Origin of the sequence: Streptomyces sp. AM8-1-1 (genome assembly GCF_032229325.1) — a bacterium.
Taxonomy (GTDB): Bacteria; Actinomycetota; Actinomycetes; order Streptomycetales; family Streptomycetaceae; genus Streptomyces; species Streptomyces achmelvichensis.
Genome location: NZ_CP135086.1, coordinates 7,611,668 through 7,628,390 on the forward strand (window position 1 = coordinate 7,611,668; position 16,723 = coordinate 7,628,390).

The 16,723-nt window shown below is 70.8% G+C and carries 16 protein-coding genes; 14 read left to right on the forward strand and 2 right to left on the reverse strand.

What is annotated here, in order from left to right:
- Nucleotides 1-193: 193 nt before the first annotated feature.
- Genes RPQ07_RS33880 through RPQ07_RS37855 form a run of 8 tightly spaced genes read left to right on the forward strand, consistent with a single transcriptional unit; the run spans nucleotide 194 to nucleotide 7,458 of the window.
- Nucleotides 194-1,276 (forward strand): hydrogenase expression protein HypE, encoded by a 1,083-nt coding sequence (locus tag RPQ07_RS33880; protein WP_313948063.1) that lies wholly within the window; start codon nucleotides 194-196, stop codon nucleotides 1,274-1,276.
- Nucleotides 1,277-1,325: 49 nt separating this feature from the next.
- Nucleotides 1,326-3,113, forward strand: a complete 1,788-nt coding sequence (locus tag RPQ07_RS33885) for a nickel-dependent hydrogenase large subunit (RefSeq protein ID WP_313948064.1) — start codon at nucleotides 1,326-1,328, stop codon at nucleotides 3,111-3,113.
- Between the two features lie 22 nt (nucleotides 3,114-3,135).
- Nucleotides 3,136-4,071: a NifU family protein gene (locus RPQ07_RS33890; RefSeq protein ID WP_313948065.1), complete on the forward strand. Its 936-nt coding sequence runs from the start codon at nucleotides 3,136-3,138 to the stop codon at nucleotides 4,069-4,071.
- Nucleotides 4,068-4,751, forward strand: coding sequence for a DUF5947 family protein (locus tag RPQ07_RS33895; RefSeq protein ID WP_313948066.1), 684 nt, complete (start codon nucleotides 4,068-4,070; stop codon nucleotides 4,749-4,751). Before RPQ07_RS33890 ends, RPQ07_RS33895 begins: the two co-directional genes overlap by 4 nt.
- Nucleotides 4,748-5,389, forward strand: coding sequence for a DUF6084 family protein (locus RPQ07_RS33900; protein ID WP_313948067.1), 642 nt, complete (start codon nucleotides 4,748-4,750; stop codon nucleotides 5,387-5,389). Before RPQ07_RS33895 ends, RPQ07_RS33900 begins: the two co-directional genes overlap by 4 nt.
- A 1-nt stretch (nucleotide 5,390) precedes the next feature.
- A complete protein-coding gene (locus tag RPQ07_RS33905; RefSeq protein ID WP_313948069.1) occupies nucleotides 5,391-6,812 on the forward strand; it encodes a hypothetical protein in 1,422 nt (473 codons plus the stop codon).
- The gene (locus tag RPQ07_RS33910) at nucleotides 6,809-7,333 is read left to right on the forward strand and encodes a hydrogenase maturation protease (protein ID WP_313948070.1); all 525 of its coding nucleotides are present in this window, start codon (nucleotides 6,809-6,811) and stop codon (nucleotides 7,331-7,333) included. Before RPQ07_RS33905 ends, RPQ07_RS33910 begins: the two co-directional genes overlap by 4 nt.
- A 17-nt stretch (nucleotides 7,334-7,350) precedes the next feature.
- Nucleotides 7,351-7,458 carry a DUF6893 family small protein gene (locus tag RPQ07_RS37855; protein WP_413777804.1) on the forward strand — a complete coding sequence of 36 codons (108 nt, stop codon included), beginning with the start codon at nucleotides 7,351-7,353 and terminating at the stop codon, nucleotides 7,456-7,458.
- On the opposite strand, the gene RPQ07_RS33915 is transcribed toward RPQ07_RS37855, so the two are convergent.
- A complete protein-coding gene (locus RPQ07_RS33915; RefSeq protein WP_313948071.1) occupies nucleotides 7,434-7,844 on the reverse strand; it encodes a helix-turn-helix transcriptional regulator in 411 nt (136 codons plus the stop codon). The genes RPQ07_RS37855 and RPQ07_RS33915 overlap by 25 nt on opposite strands.
- A gap of 77 nt (nucleotides 7,845-7,921) precedes the next feature.
- Here RPQ07_RS33915 and RPQ07_RS33920 point away from each other — a divergent pair, with 77 nt between their 5' ends.
- From RPQ07_RS33920 to hypE, 6 genes are all read left to right on the forward strand, one after another.
- Nucleotides 7,922-8,338: a hydrogenase maturation nickel metallochaperone HypA gene (locus tag RPQ07_RS33920; RefSeq protein WP_313948072.1), complete on the forward strand. Its 417-nt coding sequence runs from the start codon at nucleotides 7,922-7,924 to the stop codon at nucleotides 8,336-8,338.
- Complete coding sequence (gene hypB, locus RPQ07_RS33925) at nucleotides 8,322-9,071, forward strand: hydrogenase nickel incorporation protein HypB (RefSeq protein WP_313948073.1); 750 nt, start codon at nucleotides 8,322-8,324, stop codon at nucleotides 9,069-9,071. The genes RPQ07_RS33920 and hypB overlap by 17 nt, the downstream gene beginning before the upstream one ends.
- Nucleotides 9,068-11,431, forward strand: a complete 2,364-nt coding sequence (gene hypF / locus RPQ07_RS33930) for a carbamoyltransferase HypF (RefSeq protein ID WP_313948074.1) — start codon at nucleotides 9,068-9,070, stop codon at nucleotides 11,429-11,431. Before hypB ends, hypF begins: the two co-directional genes overlap by 4 nt.
- Nucleotides 11,432-11,445: 14 nt before the next feature.
- Complete coding sequence (locus tag RPQ07_RS33935; RefSeq protein WP_313948075.1) at nucleotides 11,446-11,799, forward strand: HypC/HybG/HupF family hydrogenase formation chaperone; 354 nt, start codon at nucleotides 11,446-11,448, stop codon at nucleotides 11,797-11,799.
- Entirely contained in the window at nucleotides 11,796-12,914 is a 1,119-nt protein-coding gene (hypD, locus tag RPQ07_RS33940; RefSeq protein WP_313948076.1) for a hydrogenase formation protein HypD, read from the forward strand. Before RPQ07_RS33935 ends, hypD begins: the two co-directional genes overlap by 4 nt.
- A 73-nt stretch (nucleotides 12,915-12,987) precedes the next feature.
- Entirely contained in the window at nucleotides 12,988-13,977 is a 990-nt protein-coding gene (gene hypE / locus RPQ07_RS33945; protein WP_313949118.1) for a hydrogenase expression/formation protein HypE, read from the forward strand.
- A gap of 85 nt (nucleotides 13,978-14,062) precedes the next feature.
- On the opposite strand, the gene RPQ07_RS33950 is transcribed toward hypE, so the two are convergent.
- Nucleotides 14,063-16,708: a GNAT family N-acetyltransferase gene (locus RPQ07_RS33950; RefSeq protein ID WP_313948077.1), complete on the reverse strand. Its 2,646-nt coding sequence runs from the start codon at nucleotides 16,706-16,708 to the stop codon at nucleotides 14,063-14,065.
- Nucleotides 16,709-16,723: the final 15 nt, after the last annotated feature.

A 16,723-nucleotide genomic window follows, 5' to 3' on the forward strand; every position in this document is an offset into this window, starting at 1 on the left:
GGGCCCGCCACCTGCCGCCTGCTGCCGGGCCGCCACCTGCCGGGCGGCACTTTTCCGGGTGTCGCCTGGCAGGAGGCAGTGCACGGCGGCAATAGGGCCGCTGTGCACTTACCCCGTGGGAAGTGGGCGCGTATCCAGGAATCAGAGGCTGCTGATCAGGTGCCTGGACCAGGGCTGATCCCGAGGAGGGCTCATGGACGCCCCGACCGCCACGACGGCCGACACGGACCTTTTGGAAGAACCCCAGGAGGACCCGACCGTACACATTCTCTGGATCAACGCGGGCCTGAGTTGCGACGGGGACTCGGTGGCGTTGACCGCCGCGACCCAGCCGACGATCGAGGAGCTGGCGCTGGGTGCCCTGCCCGGACTGCCCAAGGTGGCCGTCCACTGGCCGCTCATCGACTTCGAGTGCGGCCCCGTCCAGGGCGCCGACAACTTCATCGAGTGGTTCTTCAAGGCCGAGCGCGGTGAGCTGGACCCGTTCGTCCTGATCGTCGAGGGCTCGATCCCGAACGAGCGCATCAAGCCCGAGGGCTACTGGTGCGGCTTCGGTGACGACCCCGAGACGGGCCAGCCGATCACCACCAGCGAGTGGCTCGACCGGCTCACCCCCAAGGCCCTGGCCGTGGTCGCCATCGGCACCTGCGCCACCTACGGCGGCATCCACGCCATGGCCGGCAACCCGACGGGTGCGATGGGCGTGCCGGACTATCTCGGCTGGGAATGGAAGTCCCAGGCGGGCATCCCGATCGTGTGCATCCCCGGCTGCCCGGTCCACCCCGACAACGCCTCCGAGACGCTGCTGTATCTGCTCTACCAGGCGGCGGGCGCCGCCCCCATGATCCCCCTGGACGAGGAGCTGCGGCCGACCTGGCTGTTCGGCGCGACCGTCCACGAGGGCTGCGACCGTGCCGGCTACTACGAGCAGGGCCAGTTCGCCGAGGAGTACGGATCCCCCCAGTGCCTGGTCAAGCTCGGCTGCTGGGGCCCGGTGGTCAAGTGCAACGTGCCCAAGCGCGGCTGGATCAACGGAGTGGGCGGCTGCCCCAACGTCGGTGGCATCTGCATCGCCTGCACCATGCCGGGCTTCCCGGACAAGTTCATGCCCTTCATGGACGAGCCACCGGGCGGCCATGTGTCGACGGCGGCGAGCGGCATGTACGGCACGGTGATCCGACGGCTGCGGGGCATCACCGCGAGGACCGTCGACAAGGAACCGAAGTGGCGCACCAAGAGCGAGACGCTCAAGACCGGCTACCGGCCGCCGTGGTGACCCGAGTTCCCCGCTGAGCCGGACACTCAACAGGAAGGTGGCGCGCACCATGGCGACGGCGACGAACAAGCCCGCCGGTGACGGCGACGGCCTCATGGAGATGTCGTGGGACCCGATCACCCGCATCGTGGGCAGCCTGGGTATCCACACAAAGATCGACTTCGCCGCGAAACGCGTCGCGGAGTGCTACAGCACCTCGTCCATCTTCCGCGGGTACAGCGTGTTCATGCGCGGCAAGGACCCGAGGGACGCGCACTTCATCACCAGCAGGATCTGCGGCATCTGCGGCGACAACCACGCCACCTGCTCGGTGTACGCGCAGAACATGGCCTACGGAGTGGCGCCGCCGCACCTCGGTGAGTGGATCATGAACCTCGGCGAGGCCGCGGAGTACATGTTCGACCACAACATCTTCCAGGAGAACCTGGTCGGTGTGGACTACTGCGAAAAGATGGTCCGCGAGACCAACCCGGGCGTGCTCGAACTCGCCGAGCGTACGGAAGCACCGCACGCCGGCGACCACGGCTACCGCACCATCGCCGACATCATGCGGTCGCTGAACCCCTTGGAGGGTGAGTTCTACCGCGAGGCCCTCCAGGTCAGCCGCTACACACGGGAGATGTTCTGCCTGATGGAGGGCCGCCATGTGCACCCCTCCACGCTGTACCCCGGAGGCGTCGGCACCGTAGCGACCATCCAGCTCTTCACCGACTATCTGACCCGGCTCACGCGCTACGTGGAGTTCATGAAGCGGGTCGTCCCGCTCCACGACGACCTCTTCGACTTCTTCTACGAGGCGCTGCCCGGATACGAGGAGGTCGGCAGGCGCCGTGTCCTGCTCGGCTGCTGGGGTGCGCTCAACGACCCGGAGTACTGCGACTTCACCTACGCCAACATGGCCGAGTGGGGCCGGCGGATGTTCGTCACCCCCGGTGTGGTCGTGGACGGCAAGCTGGTCACCAACAACCTCGTCGATATCAACCTCGGCATCCGGATCCTGCTCGGCAGTTCGTACTACGAGGACTGGGCGGGCATGGAGAAGTTCGTCGAACGCGACCCGCTGGGCAACCCCGTCGACGAGCGCCACCCGTGGAACCAGCACACGATTCCCGCCCCGCAGAAGCGCGACTTCGACGACAAGTACAGCTGGGTCATGTCGCCGCGCTGGTTCGACGGCAAGGACCACCTCGCCCTGGACACCGGCGGCGGCCCCATCGCACGGCTGTGGTCCACGGCCCTGTCCGGCCTGGTCGACAACGGCTACGTCAAGGCCACCGGACACAGCGTCGAGATCAATCTGCCCCGGACCATGACCAAGCCCGAGATGGCGCTGGAGTGGAAGATCCCGGAGTGGAGCAACGCCCTCGAACGCAACCGGGCCCGCACCTACTTCCAGGCCTACGCGGCCGCTTCGGCACTCCACTTCGCCGAGATGGCGATGGAGGAGGTACGCGCCGGACGCACCCAGACCTGGGAGAAGTTCGACGTGCCGGACGAGTCCATCGGCTGCGGATTCACCGAGGCCGTGCGCGGTGTGCTGTCCCACCACATGGTGATCAGGGACGGCAAGATCGCGAACTACCACCCCTACCCGCCGACCCCGTGGAACGGGAGCGTCCGTGACGTCTACGGCACCCCCGGCCCGTACGAGGACGCGGTGCAGAACACACCGATCTTCGAGGAGAACCCCCCGGAGAACTTCAAGGGCATCGACATCATGCGGGCCGTCCGCAGCTTCGACCCGTGTCTGCCGTGCGGCGTGCACATGTACGTCGGCGGAGGCCGGACGGTCGAGCAGACCCATCTGCCGACGGGACTGAGCGGACTGGCCTTCTGATCCTCAGGAGAGGGGCTTGCCGATGGCCGGACAGGACACGGGTGAGCGCATCGCCGCGCTGCTCGACGAGCTGGGGGACAAGGCAGGACCCGAGGTACGCGACACGGCCGACGAACTGGTGCGCTGCGTCGTGGAGTTCTACGGCGAGGGGCTCGCCCGGACCGTGCGCCTGCTGCGCGCGGCACCGGGCGGGGCCGACCCGATCGAGGTGCTGACGGCCGACGAACTCGTCAGTGATCTGCTGATCCTGCACGACCTGCATCCCGAGGACACCATGACCCGGGTGGGCCGGGCCCTCGACAAGGTCCGCCCCTATCTCGGCTCCCACGCGGGTGACGTCGAGGTCGCGGGCCTCGACACGGCGCCGGCGGAGGGCCCCACGCTGCGGCTCCGCCTGCGCGGCAGCTGCGACGGCTGTCCCTCCTCCACCCAGACCGTGCGCTGGACCATCGAGGAGGCGGTCTCCCGGCTGGCGCCGGAGATCGCCCTGATCGAGGTCGAGGGCGTCGCCGAGGACACCCCCCAGGAGCAGCCGCTGCTCCAGATCCTGCCCCACCGCCCTGACGACGCACCGGACGGGCCACCCGCCGGCGACGGCGGGCGCGTGTCCGTCAACGGAGAAGGGGACCCGGCCCACTGGCACACCGTGGCCCGGCCGACCCTTCCCGTCCACGACCGCGACACCGGCGTCATCGATGTCGCGGGGCACGCGCTGCTGCTCGTCCGCCTGCCGGGCAACCTGTACGCCTATCGCGACCACTGCCCCGGATGCGGCGGCAGCCTCCACGACGCGCTGCTGGAGGCGGAGTTGCTGCGGTGCGCCCGGTGCGCCGCAACCTTCGACGTACGCCGGGCAGGGCGGGGCGAGCGCGGGCATCTGGAACCGGTACCGCTCCTGGAGGAGGACGGGTCGGTGCGGGTCGCGCTGCCCGGTGAGCTGCTGGGGGCGGGGCCATGAGCGCGGACGTACTGAAGCAGTTCACCCGGCGGCCCCCGCCGCCGGGGGAGCGCTGCGAGCTCTGCGGGGAGCCGCTGGCGTCGGAACACCGGCATCTGGTGGACACCTCACGGCGTTCCCTGAAGTGCGCCTGCATGCCCTGCCACATGCTCTTCACCCGTCCCGGTGCCGGGCAGGGCCGTTTCCGGGCCGTCCCCGACCGGTATCTGACCGACCCCGACTTCACGCTCGACGAATCCGGCTGGAACCGGCTCCAGATCCCCGTCGGCCTCGCCTTCTTCTTCCGCAACTCCTCCCTCGACCGGCTGGCGGCCTTCTACCCCAGCCCGGCGGGCGCCACCGAGAGCGAGCTGGACCCCGAGACCTGGGACGCCGTTCTCGGGCGCACCCGGCTCGCGGAACTCCTCGAACCCGATGTGGAGGCGCTGTTGCTGCACCAGGAGCGCGGCTCCCCGGCCACCTGCACCCTCGTGCCGGTCGACGTGTGCTACGAGCTCGTCGGCCGGATGCGGCTGCACTGGAAGGGCTTCGACGGCGGGGCCGAGGCCCGTGAGGACCTCGCCGAGTTCTTCCGGCGCGTCACGGCGGCGGCCCGTCCGCTGGAGGCCCGCCCCGGGCGCGAGCACACCGCCGGTGAAAGGGAGCCTCAGCCCGCTCCGGAGCCGGGGGGCACCCCATGACCGACCTCCACTTCGAGTGCACCGGCGCGCGGCCCGAACCCTTCGGAGCGAGCCCCACCCTGCTGTTCGGGCTGCGGATCGAGGAGTCGGACCATCAGCCCGTCCATGCGATCGCGCTGCGCTGCCAGATCCGGATCGAGCCCGTCCGCCGGCAGTACGAGCCGGAGGAAGTGGGCATGCTGGGCGACCTGTTCGGCGAGCCGAGCCGCTGGAGCAGCACCCTCAAGCCGATGCAGTTCGCGCACTCCTCCATCACCGTGCCCGGCTTCACCGGCACGACGAACATCGATCTTCCGGTGCCCTGCACCTACGACACGGAGGTCGCTTCCGCGTCGTACTTCCGGGCCCTGTCCCGTGGCGAGATACCGCTGCTGTTCCTCTTCTCCGGCACGGTCTTCACCGGCAGGAACGGTTTCCGCGCCGAACCCATCCCCTGGCACAAGGAGTCGAGCTATCTGATGCCCGTGGATGTGTGGCAGCAGATGATCGAGGAGTACTTCCCCAACTCGGGATGGCTGAGGCTGCGCAAGGACTGCCTCGATTCGCTCCGGCGCTACCGCTCGCAGCGTGCCCTGTCGTCGTGGGAGCAGGTCTTCCAGGAACTGCTCGCCACGGCCGGTGCGAAGGGGGGCGACTGAGATGAAGAACCCCGTCGAGGACGCCTTCGACCAGGCTCGCGCGGTCGCGGACGCCGTCCTGTTCGAGGGCTATGTCCTCTACCCGTACCGTGCCTCCTCGGCCAAGAACCGGATGCGCTGGCAGTTCGGCGTCCTGGTGCCTCCCGCCTGGGCGGTCACCGGCGGCGAACACTCCGTACAGCGCACCGAATGCCTCCTGGAGCCCCGTGACGGCGAGCGGCTGCACGCGGAGTTGCGCTTCCTGCACGTCCGGCGGCGCACCGTCGAACGGCTCGGACCGGACGGCTCCTACACCGAGGTGCCCGAACTGGAGCTGGCGGACCGGGTCGTCGTGCCCTGGGACGAGGGCGCCGAGGAACGCGTCCTCATCCATGCGCCCCTCATCGAACTGACGGAGGATCAGGCGCACGCGCGCGCCGTCCGGTTCGACCTGCCGCCCGCCACCACGTACGAACCGGTGCTGGACGAGGACGGCACCACGCTGGGCCGGCTCGTCCGGCGCAGGGAGCGGCTGTCCGGCGAACTGCGCCCGCAGATCGAGGAACTGCCCGGCCCCTACCGGGTCTCGCGGCTCACGATGACCGTGCACAACACCACCGAGGACGCCGGTCCCGAGAGCGGCGGCCGGGAGGCGGCCCTCGCCCACAGCATGATCGGCACCCATCTGCTGCTCGGAGTGCCCGGCGGGCGCTTCCTCTCGATGACGGACCCGCCCGAATGGGCACGCCCGGCGGTCGCCGACTGCCACAACGACCACACCTGGCCCGTCCTGGCCGGCACGGACGGCCGGGAGGACATCATGCTCTCCTCGCCGATCATTCTGGAGGACCACCCCGTCCTCGCCGACGAGAGCCCGGGACCCCTCTACGACGCCACCGAGATCGACGAGATCCTCTCCCTGCGCACCGCCGCCCTCACCGATCAGGAGAAGCGCGAGGCCCGCGGCACGGACGTCCGCGCGTCCGAGGTCATCGACCTGGTCGACACCATGCCGGAAGCGGTGATGGAACGGCTGCACGGGGCGATCCGCGGACTGCGCGAGGTGACGGGCGAGGAGCCGGCGGGCCGGGCGCCCGCGCCCGAGGCCGGGCTGAGCTTGCCCGACGGCGCCGGACACCCCTGGTGGGACCCGGCGCAGGACGCCGACGCGATGGACGTGCCCGCCACCGTCACCATCGACGGCGAGGCCGTGGGCGCGGGAAGCAGGGTTCTGCTCACCCCCGGCGCCCGTCGCTCCGACGCCCAGGACGCCTTTCTCCTCGGCCGGCACGCCACCGTCGAGGCGGTGGTCAGCGACCTCGACGGCGAGACCCACCTCGCGGTCGTCGTCGACGACGACCCGGGCACCGACGTACGCCGGCAACAGGGCCGCTTCCTCTACTTCAAGCCCGACGAGGTGGCCCCGCTGAAGGAGGAGCCATGACCGCAACGGAGACACCACGCCGTGTCCTCGTCGCCGGAGTGGGCAACGTCTTCCTCCAGGACGACGGATTCGGTGTGGAGACCGTCCGGTGGCTCGGCCGCGACCCCTCCCGACTGCCGCCCGGCGTCGAGCTGATGGACGCCGGTATCCGCGGTGTGCACCTCGCCTACCGGCTGCTGGAGGGTTATCGCACGCTCGTCCTCGTCGACATCGTCGACCGGGGCGGCGCACCCGGCACGCTCTACACGATCGACGTCGGCCCCGAGCCGCCTCAGGCACGCGAACCAGGGCCGCTCGACACCCACGCCATGGATCCCGCCACCGTGCTGGGCCTGCTGCACGACCTGCACGCGGGCGCGGGCGGCACCCTTCCCGACGAGGTCTACGTCGTCGGGTGCCAGCCACAGAACACGGACGAGGGCATGGGCCTGACCCCGCCGGTCGCGGACGCCGTGGAGCCGGCAGCGGGACTCGTGCTCGGCCTCGTGCACCGCGCAACCTCCGTACCCCAAAGGAGCTGAACACGATGGAGGCACACATGGAATGGACCTGGGCCGGACTGGCGGCCGTGGGACTCGCGATGGTCTACGGCGTCGCCAGGGTCGTGCCGGACGTACGGCGTTACCTGCGCATCCGGCGCATGTGATCCGGATGGTGCGGACCGGGGTCCGGGGCTTCCCCGCCCCCGCCCGCGACGTCCTCGAGCTGCACATACCGCTCGAGGAAGAGGTGGAGGGTGCTGTGCAGCTCACCGAGGCGTACGAACCACAGGGCGAGGTCCATCGCGCCCTGCTGGGTGATGGAGTACACCCGGCGCGCGGGACCCGTGGCCGAGGCGTGCCAGTGCGAGGAGACCTCCCCGCAGCTCTCCATACCCCTCAGCAGCCGGTACACGTGCGCCGATTCGGCCTCGGCCCAGCCGAAAGCCCCCAGTCGCTGCACCAGCTCGTAGCCATGACCCCGACGTTCGGCGAGCAGCAGGAGCAGGACCGGGGTGAGCAGAGCCCGTCGCTCGACCTCGTGACCAGCCATCGTTCTTTCAGAGTAGCCAGGCAGGCCGGGTCCGCCCACCGGGGCGGGGCGGCCGGCGGGCCGGGCAGGTGAGCGCCGTGCACGAACTCTCCATCGCGATGGCCGTCATCGACCAGGTGAGGGACGCGGTCCCCGACGACCGGGTCGAATCGCTGACCCTGCGGATCGGCGAGCTCGTCGCGGTGGTCCCCGAGGCCCTGGACTTCTCCTTCGGTCTGGCCGCCGAGGGCACTCTGCTCGCGGGGGCCCGGCTGGTGATCGAGACTGTTGACGGAGAGGCCCACTGCGACGGCTGCGGCCGGGACACACCGACGGGGATGCCCCCGGTGCTGTGGTGCGGCGACTGCGAGCGCCCGCTGACCCTGCTCGCCGGCCGGGAACTGGAGATCGTCCGGGTGGTCGTGGCCGACGAAGGCCCGGACGGGACCGCGGTGGGTGACACCGCCCGGGACACGACGCGCGACGAGGAGACGAGCCATGTGCCGCACCGTTGACCTCCACCAGGCCGTGCTCGCGAAGAACGACGAGAACGCCCTGGCGCTGAGGCGCTTTCTGGCGTCGCGCGGCACGGTCGCCGTGAACCTGATGTCCAGCCCCGGCAGCGGCAAGACCGCCCTGCTCGAACAACTGCTGACCCGCGCGGTCGCGGCGGGCACACCGGCCGCCGCCGTCACCGCCGATCTGGCCACCGAGAACGACGCCACCCGGCTCGCCCGCTCCGGCGCCCCCGTGCAGCAGATCCTCACCGACGGCCTGTGCCATCTGGAGGCAGGGATGCTCCAGGGCCGGCTGGAGGACTGGCTGCCCGACGGCACCAGTCTGCTGTTCGTGGAGAACGTCGGCAACCTCGTCTGCCCCGCCTCCTACGACCTCGGTGAGACGCTGCGGATCGCCCTCGCCTCGGTGACCGAGGGTGAGGACAAGCCGGTCAAGTACCCGGCGGCCTTCGGTCTCGCCCAGCTGGTGGTCGTCACCAAGACCGATCTCGCGGATGCCGTGGGCTTCGCGCGCGAGACGTTCCTCGGTGGAGTCCAGCAGGTCAATCCCGGTGTTCCGGTCCTGGAGACCTCCGCCCGCACCGGAGAGGGCGTCGACGCGCTCCTCGCCCACATCCTGCGCGGCGCCGAGGGCGAGGAGACACACACCCCGGTGCTGGCGCGGCAGCACGAGAAGCCTCTGCACAGCCACGCGAACGGCACGGTGCGGGAACCGGGGCCGGTGTCATGACCGGCGACCGGAGCCGAGATCGCAGGCAGGTCACCGTCCGCGGTGTCGTGCAGGGCGTCGGCTTCCGGCCCTTCGTCTACACCCTCGCCGAAGAACTCGGTCTGACGGGTTGGGTCACCAACAACGCGGACGGAGTCGTCGCCGAGGTGGAGGGCCCGGGGCGAGCCGTCGCGGACTTCTGCACACGGATCGCCGCCGAGCCCCCGCCGCTCGCCGTCGTCGAGTCCGTCGAGCACCGCGCCGTACCCCCACAGAGCGGTGACCACGGGTTCACCATCCGGCCGTCCGCCGGCGGACCCGGCCGCACCCTGGTCTCCCCGGACACCGCCACCTGCGACGACTGCCTGCGTGAACTCGCCGATCCCGGCGACCGGCGCCACCGGCACCCGTTCATCACCTGCACGCACTGCGGTCCGCGCTTCACCGTGGTGACCTCGCTGCCGTACGACCGGGACCGGACCACCATGGCCGCGTTCCCGATGTGCGCCGACTGCCGGCGCGAGTACACCGCGCCCGGCGACCGGCGGTTCCACGCGCAGCCCATCGCCTGCGCCTCCTGCGGCCCCCGGCTCACCCTGCGCCGCGGCACCGCGGACACCGCTCCGCGCGAGGACGCCGCCGCGCTCGCCGAGGCCCGCAGCCTGCTCACCCAGGGCGCCGTCCTGGCCGTGAAGGGTCTCGGCGGCTACCACCTGGCCTGCGACGCGAGCGATCCCGCGGCCGTTCGGACGCTGCGCAAGCGCAAGAACCGTGGCGACAAACCCTTCGCCGTGCTGGCGGACTCGCTGGAAACGGTCGAACGGCTCGCCGAAGTCGGTCTCGAGGAAAGGGAGTTGCTCCTCGGTCCGCGCAAGCCCGTCGTCCTGTTGCGGCGTCACCGGACCGAGACCGCCGCCGACGTGGCGCCCGGTGTCGCGCCCGGCAGCCCTGACCTCGGCGTGATGCTGCCGTACACCCCCCTGCACCGGCTGCTCCTCGGACTGCCCGGTGATCCGCCCGGTCCCGCCGTCCTCGTCATGACCAGCGGGAACCGCGCAGGCGAGCCCATCGTCACCGACGACACCGAGGCCCTCACCCGACTCGACGGACTGGCCGACGCCTGGCTGATGCACGACCGCCCCATCCATGTGCCCTGCGACGATTCGGTCGTCCGGATCTGCGCCGGTGCCGAGTTGCCCGTGCGCCGCTCACGCGGCTACGCCCCCTTCCCGGTCGCCCTGCCGGTACCCGTCGTCCCCGCCCTCGCCGTGGGCGGCGATCTGAAGAACACCTTCTGCGCGGGCGACGACCGCTACGCCTGGATGTCCGCGCACGTCGGGGACATGGACGATCTGGCCACCCTGACCGCGTTCGAACGCGCCACCGCGCATCTGACGGACCTCACCTCCGTCACCCCCCGGATGCTGATCGCCGACCGGCACCCCGGCTACCGCTCCACCCAGTGGGCGCGACGCGCGGCCGAGACCTCCGGACTGCCCCTGCGCCAGGTCCAGCACCACCACGCCCACGTCGCCTCCGCGATGGCCGAACACGGCCTGGACGGCACGGCACCGGTCATCGGGATCGCCTTCGACGGCACGGGGTACGGCGACGACGGCGCGGTCTGGGGCGGTGAGGTGCTCATCGCCGACTACGACGGATACCGGCGGTTCGCCCACCTGGCCTATGTGCCGCTGCCGGGCGGCGACGCGGCCGTCCGCAACCCCTACCGGATGGCCCTCTCCCACCTGCGGGCGGCGGGGCTGCCCTGGTCGGACGACCTGCCGTGCACCGCGGTCGCCACACCGGGGGAGCGCAGACTGCTCGACCGTCAGCTGGAGCGCGATCTCGCCTGTGTGCCCACCTCCAGCATGGGGCGCCTCTTCGACGCGGTGTCCTCGCTGGCGGGGGTCTGCCACCGGGTGGAGTACGAGGCGCAGGCCGCGATGGAACTGGAGAACGCCGCACTGTCCGATGTCACCGGCAGTGTCGGCGACGACGCGCGGAATGACGCGTACCGGTTCATCCTGAGAGCGGAGACCGAGGACCCCGCGGCTCCGCTGATCGCCGATCCGGCGCCGGTCCTCGCGGCCGCCGTCGCGGACATGCGCGGCGGGGCTCCGGCCGGGCCCGTGGCCCGTCGTTTCCACCAGGGCGTGATCGCCCTGGTCCAGGAGGTGTGTGAGGTGGCCCGACACCGTACGGGCATCGAAACGGTGGCTCTGAGCGGCGGGGTGTTCTGCAACGCCCTGCTGACACAAGGCTGCTGCGGCGTCCTGGAACGGGACGGCTTCACCGTGCTGCGGCACCGCCGGGTGCCGCCCAACGACGGCGGTCTGGCCCTCGGACAGCTGATCGTCGCCGCCCGAGCCGAGGAGTGAGGGAGGAACGCATCATGTGTCTGGCCGTACCCGGCAGAGTGCTGGAGATCGAGGAACGTGACGCGACGCGGATGGCCAAGGTGGACTTCGGCGGCGTCGTCAAGGACGTGTGTCTGGAATACGTCCCGGACATGCAGGTCGGGGACTACGCGATCGTCCATGTGGGCTTCGCGCTGCAACGCCTGGACGAGGAATCGGCCAAGCAGACTCTCGAACTCTTCGAGAACCTGGGCGTGCTCGAGGAGGAGTTTGGCGACGCCTGGGGCAAGGCTGCCCGGGACGCGGGCGCGGAACGCCCCGCCGGCACCGAACTCCCCGGCGCCGGGGACACCCCCGTGGAACCCGCCGACAAGGAGGCGCGGTCATGAAGTATCTGGACGAGTTCAGCGACCCGGTCCTCGCCAAGCGGCTCTTCGACGACATCCGGGCCGTCACCACCCAGCCGTGGTCGCTCATGGAGGTCTGCGGCGGACAGACGCACTCGATCATCCGGCACGGCATCGACCAGCTGCTCCCCGAGGAGATCCAGCTGATCCACGGACCGGGCTGCCCCGTGTGCGTCACCCCGCTGGAGATCATCGACAAGGCGCTGGAGATCGCCTCCCGCCCGGACGTGATCTTCTGCTCCTTCGGCGACATGCTGCGCGTGCCCGGCAGCGGCCGCGACCTCTTCAAGGTCAAGAGCGAGGGCGCCGACGTACGCGTCGTGTACTCGCCCCTGGACTCGCTGCGGATCGCCCAGGAGAACCCGGACCGTCAGGTCGTCTTCTTCGGCATCGGCTTCGAGACCACGGCACCCCCGAACGCGATGACCGTGTACCAGGCCAAGAAGCTCGGCATCTCCAACTTCAGCCTGCTGGTCTCCCATGTCCGGGTGCCCCCGGCCATCGACGCGATCATGAACTCCCCGGACTGCCGGGTGGAGGCGTTCCTCGCCGCCGGCCATGTGTGCACCGTCATGGGCACCGGCGAGTACCCCGGTCTCGCCGAGAAGCACCGGGTGCCGATCGTGGTCACCGGTTTCGAGCCCCTGGACATCCTGGAGGGCATCCGCCGCGCCGTGCGGCAACTGGAGTCCGGGCAGCACACGCTGGAGAACGCCTACCCCCGCGCCGTGCAGGCCGGCGGCAGTCCCGCCGCCCAGGCCATGCTGGCCGACGTCTTCGAGGTCACCGACCGGTCGTGGCGCGGCATCGGCATGATTCCGCAGAGCGGCTGGCGCCTGTCGCCCAAGTACCGGGAGTACGACGCCGAGTACCGCTTCTCGGTGACCGGCATCGACACCGAGGAGTCCACGGTCTGCCGCAGCGGCGAGGTGCTCCAGGGCCTCATCAAGCCGCACGAGTGCGCCGCCTTCGGCAAGGAGTGCACACCGCGCAACCCGCTCGGCGCGACCATGGTCTCCAGCGAGGGCGCCTGCGCCGCGTACTACCTGTACCGGCGGCTGGAGGCACCGAACAAGGAGGCGAGTTCCGTTGGCTGACTTCGCTTCGGCACCCGTCGACTTCTCCGGGTGGACCTGCCCGGCGCCCCTGCGCGATCACGAGCGGATCGTGATGGGGCACGGCGGCGGCGGGACGCTCTCCGCCGAGCTGGTGGAGCACCTCTTCGCGCCGGCGTTCGGCAGCGACGTCCTCGCCGAACTGGGCGACTCCGCACATCTGACACTCGGCGGTGCCCGTCTCGCGTTCTCGACCGACTCGTTCGTGGTGCGGCCCCTGTTCTTCCCCGGCGGCAGCATCGGCGACCTCGCGGTCAACGGGACCGTCAACGACCTGGCGATGGTGGGAGCCGTGCCCGCCTACCTCTCCTGCGGATTCATCCTGGAGGAAGGCGTCGAACTCGCCCTCGTCGGGCGGGTGGCCGAAGCACTCGGAGAAGCCGCCAGGACCGCCGGGGTGGTCATCGCCACCGGGGACACGAAGGTCGTCGACGCGGGCCACGGCGACGGCATCTTCATCAACACCGCGGGCATCGGCCTGATCCCGGACGGTATCGACATCCGTCCGCAGCGCGCGGCGCCCGGCGACGTGGTCCTCGTCAGCGGACCGATCGGTGTGCACGGTGTGGCGATTATGAGCGTGCGCGAAGGGCTGGAGTTCGGCGTCGAGATCCAGAGCGACACCGCGTGCCTGGCCGGGCTGGTGGCGGACATGCTGGCGGTGTGCCCGGACATCCACGTCCTGCGCGACCCGACCCGCGGTGGTCTGGCCACCTCCCTCAACGAGATCGCGGCGGCCGGGGGCGTGGGCGTCACGCTCGACGAGCGGTCCCTGCCCGTGCCCGACACGGTCGCCAACGCCTGTGCCTTCCTCGGGCTCGACCCGCTGTACGTCGCCAACGAGGGCAAGCTGGTCGCCTTCGTCCCGCCGGATCACGCGGACGCCGTTCTCGCGGCCATGCGCGCGCACCCCTTGGGCAAGGAGGCCGTGGCGATCGGCCATTGCGTCGAGGAGCACGCCGGGATGGTGGTCGCGGCCACCGGTCTCGGCGGCACACGTGTGGTGGACATGCCGCTCGGCGAGCAACTCCCGCGCATCTGCTGACGAACAACCCGACCGCCGCCGCCGGCTCAGCGGCGGCGGTCGGGCATGTCAGTGCCTGTGGAGGTCCGGCCGGCGGCCGGGTGTGTCACGGTCCGACGAGCGCCCATCTGTCGAGCGTTTCACGGCTGAGGAAGGCCAACTGCGCCCTCTTCTCCGGCTTGTCGATCTCGGGCCCGAGCACGAAGCCGGACCGCACCATGCGGGCGACGGCCTTCTCGTTGCGGGCGTCGGGCTCGACGACCACTCGCAGGACCTGCGGATCCTTGAGGACGAATCCCACCAGTGCCGCAAGAAGGGCACTGGTGAAGCCGCGCCGCGATCCGCCCTCGGCCGGCGGGCCGACCAGCAGGTGGATGCCGAAGTCGCCGGGCTGTACGTCGTAGCACTCACCGACCGGGTCGGCGCCCGGCTCGTACGTCTGGAACAGTGCGACCGGCTCGTCGTCGAGGTGGACGAGGTAGGCGTGGTGGGTGGCGAGCGAGTCCACGAACTCGTAGATCTCCTGGACCTGTTCGCGCGTATGACCGCCCATGCCCCAGTACCGGGCGCGTTCCTCGGTGACCCAGCGGTGGACGAGGGCCGAGTCGGCGGCGGGATCCAGCGGGACGATGCGCACCGTGCCGAACCCGTCGACAGCGGCCTCGTGCACGGCCGTACGGGAGCGGGTGGTGTGTTCAGCGGGCATGTCTTCCTCGGTGAGTAGGTTCCAGTCGGTGATGACGGGGACGAAACCGCCGTGCAGCCACAGCGGCAGCTGGTCGCGCCGGTGCGGGTCGCCCGCTCCGGAGGCGCCGAGCGGCACCACCCAGAGGCTGTCGTCGCGGCGGGCCAGGTCCCAGACGTAGCGCGCGGCAGGGCCGCGGGCGCTGAGGTCGCTGACGCCCGGGATGCTGGAGGTGGACAGCACACAGTCCTGGTCGCCGGAGAGCCCCGGCCAGTCCTCCGGCTCGCCGTCCGGCTCCGCCTGCCAGGGCGCGAGCCGGTGCGTCTCGCCCCAGGTGGCAGCGGTCGGCGCCGCGGCGGCGGCCTCCTCCAGGGCCGTCCGTACGAGGTCCTCGCGGTCGAGTTCCGGCAGCGCGGAGGTCACGAGCAGCCCTTCCAGGGCGAAGGCGACCTTGGGGACCAGTGCCAGCCAGGGCCGCAGGGCCTCGGGGTAGGCGGCGAGGTCGACCTGCTCGGCAAGCTTCGCGAGCGCCGGGTGCTCCGCGACCAACCGCACCGCGACGGAGCGCAGCCGGGCGTACGCCGCCGCGTCCTCGCTGTCGGCGTCCATCCGCCGGTTCCAGCCGACCAGCCGCTCCCGCAGCCGGGCTGCCTCGGGGCTCAGCCCGTCGGCGCCGGCGACGAGCCGCAACAGAGGCTTCGCCGAGTCCAGTTGGGTGTCCATGTGGACGGTGGCCATGCCCGCGGCGGTCCAGGAGTGCTGCTCGTGCAGCAGGGTACGGATGCGTCCGGCCCGGTGCGGGGGAGCGAACTCGACACCGAGTGGGCCGGCGATGCCCCTCTCGTTGGCCATCACGGCGATGCCGTCGACGCGCCGTCGCGGTGACTCGTGCCATCCGTCCCAGTCGTGACCCGCCTCCCACGCCGGCACGACGCGCAGCATGTTGTCGGGGTGGCGCACCGGGACGCGTCCCGCGACGCGGTGCAGCACCCCGCCCTCGGTGTCGGCGGCCTGGACCACATTGACCGGCTCGGCCCATCGATCGAAGGCTCGGTCCACGTCGTCGACCGTGCGGGCCCGCAGCAGCGCGGGCAGTGCGTCGAAGCCGAGTTCGCCGGTGACGCGCGGTGGTATGCGCAGGCTGATCGACTCGGCCGCGCCGGGACCGCCGATGATGACGGGGCCGCGTTCGGTCTCCACGACCTCCACGGTCACGGGGTCGGCGTCGGCCACCTCGATGGTCTCGCTGTGCACGGAGACGGAGCGCCATCCGTCCGGGCCGAGGGCCTCCAACTGCCCGTCACGGTCCCGGAATCGCTCGCGGTAGAGGTCCTGGTAGTCGGCCATCGCATTGGTGATGGCCCAGGCGACCGAACCGGTGTGGCCGAAGTGGGCGATGCCGGGGACTCCCGGCACGGCCAGTCCGACGACGTCGAACTCCGGGCAGGCCAGATGGATCTGCTGGTAGATGCCCGGGTCCTCGATGAACCGGTGCGGGTCGCCGGCGATGAGCGGCGCGCCGCTCGCCGTACGGTCCCCGTCGACGAGCCAGCCGTTGCTGCCCGCCTGGCCCATGCCGTCGGTGGCGAACAGATCGATCGCGTCCTCGCCCAGCGCCCTGGCGACCTCCTCGCGCCACAACTTGGTGGGGAAGCCCGCGAAGAGGATGTGCGTGCTCAGCCAGATGCCGAGAGGCACCCACGGCTGCCACGGCGCCGGTCGAAGACCGGTCGACGCGAACTGCGGTGCGCGCTCCGCTCCTTCGTCCAGGCCGGCGTTGACCCCGTCGACATAGCTGGTGATCCAGGCCGCCGTAGCGGGTTCCAGGCGCTCGAAGCAGCGCCGTGCGGTGTCGTCGAGACGGGACTGCCGCGCGAACCGGTCCCAGCCGACGGCGCCGCTTCCCAGGAAGGACGCGGAGGTGCCCCGTGCCCTGTGTCTCTCCACCTCGATCTGCCACGCCCGGTCGAGGGCGGCATTGCGCCCCTGCGCCCAGGCGAGTTCGGCCGCGCTGCCGGCCCGCAGATGCGGGACCCCCCAGGCGTCGCGGTATTTCCTGATGTCCACTTTTCCCCGCCCTGT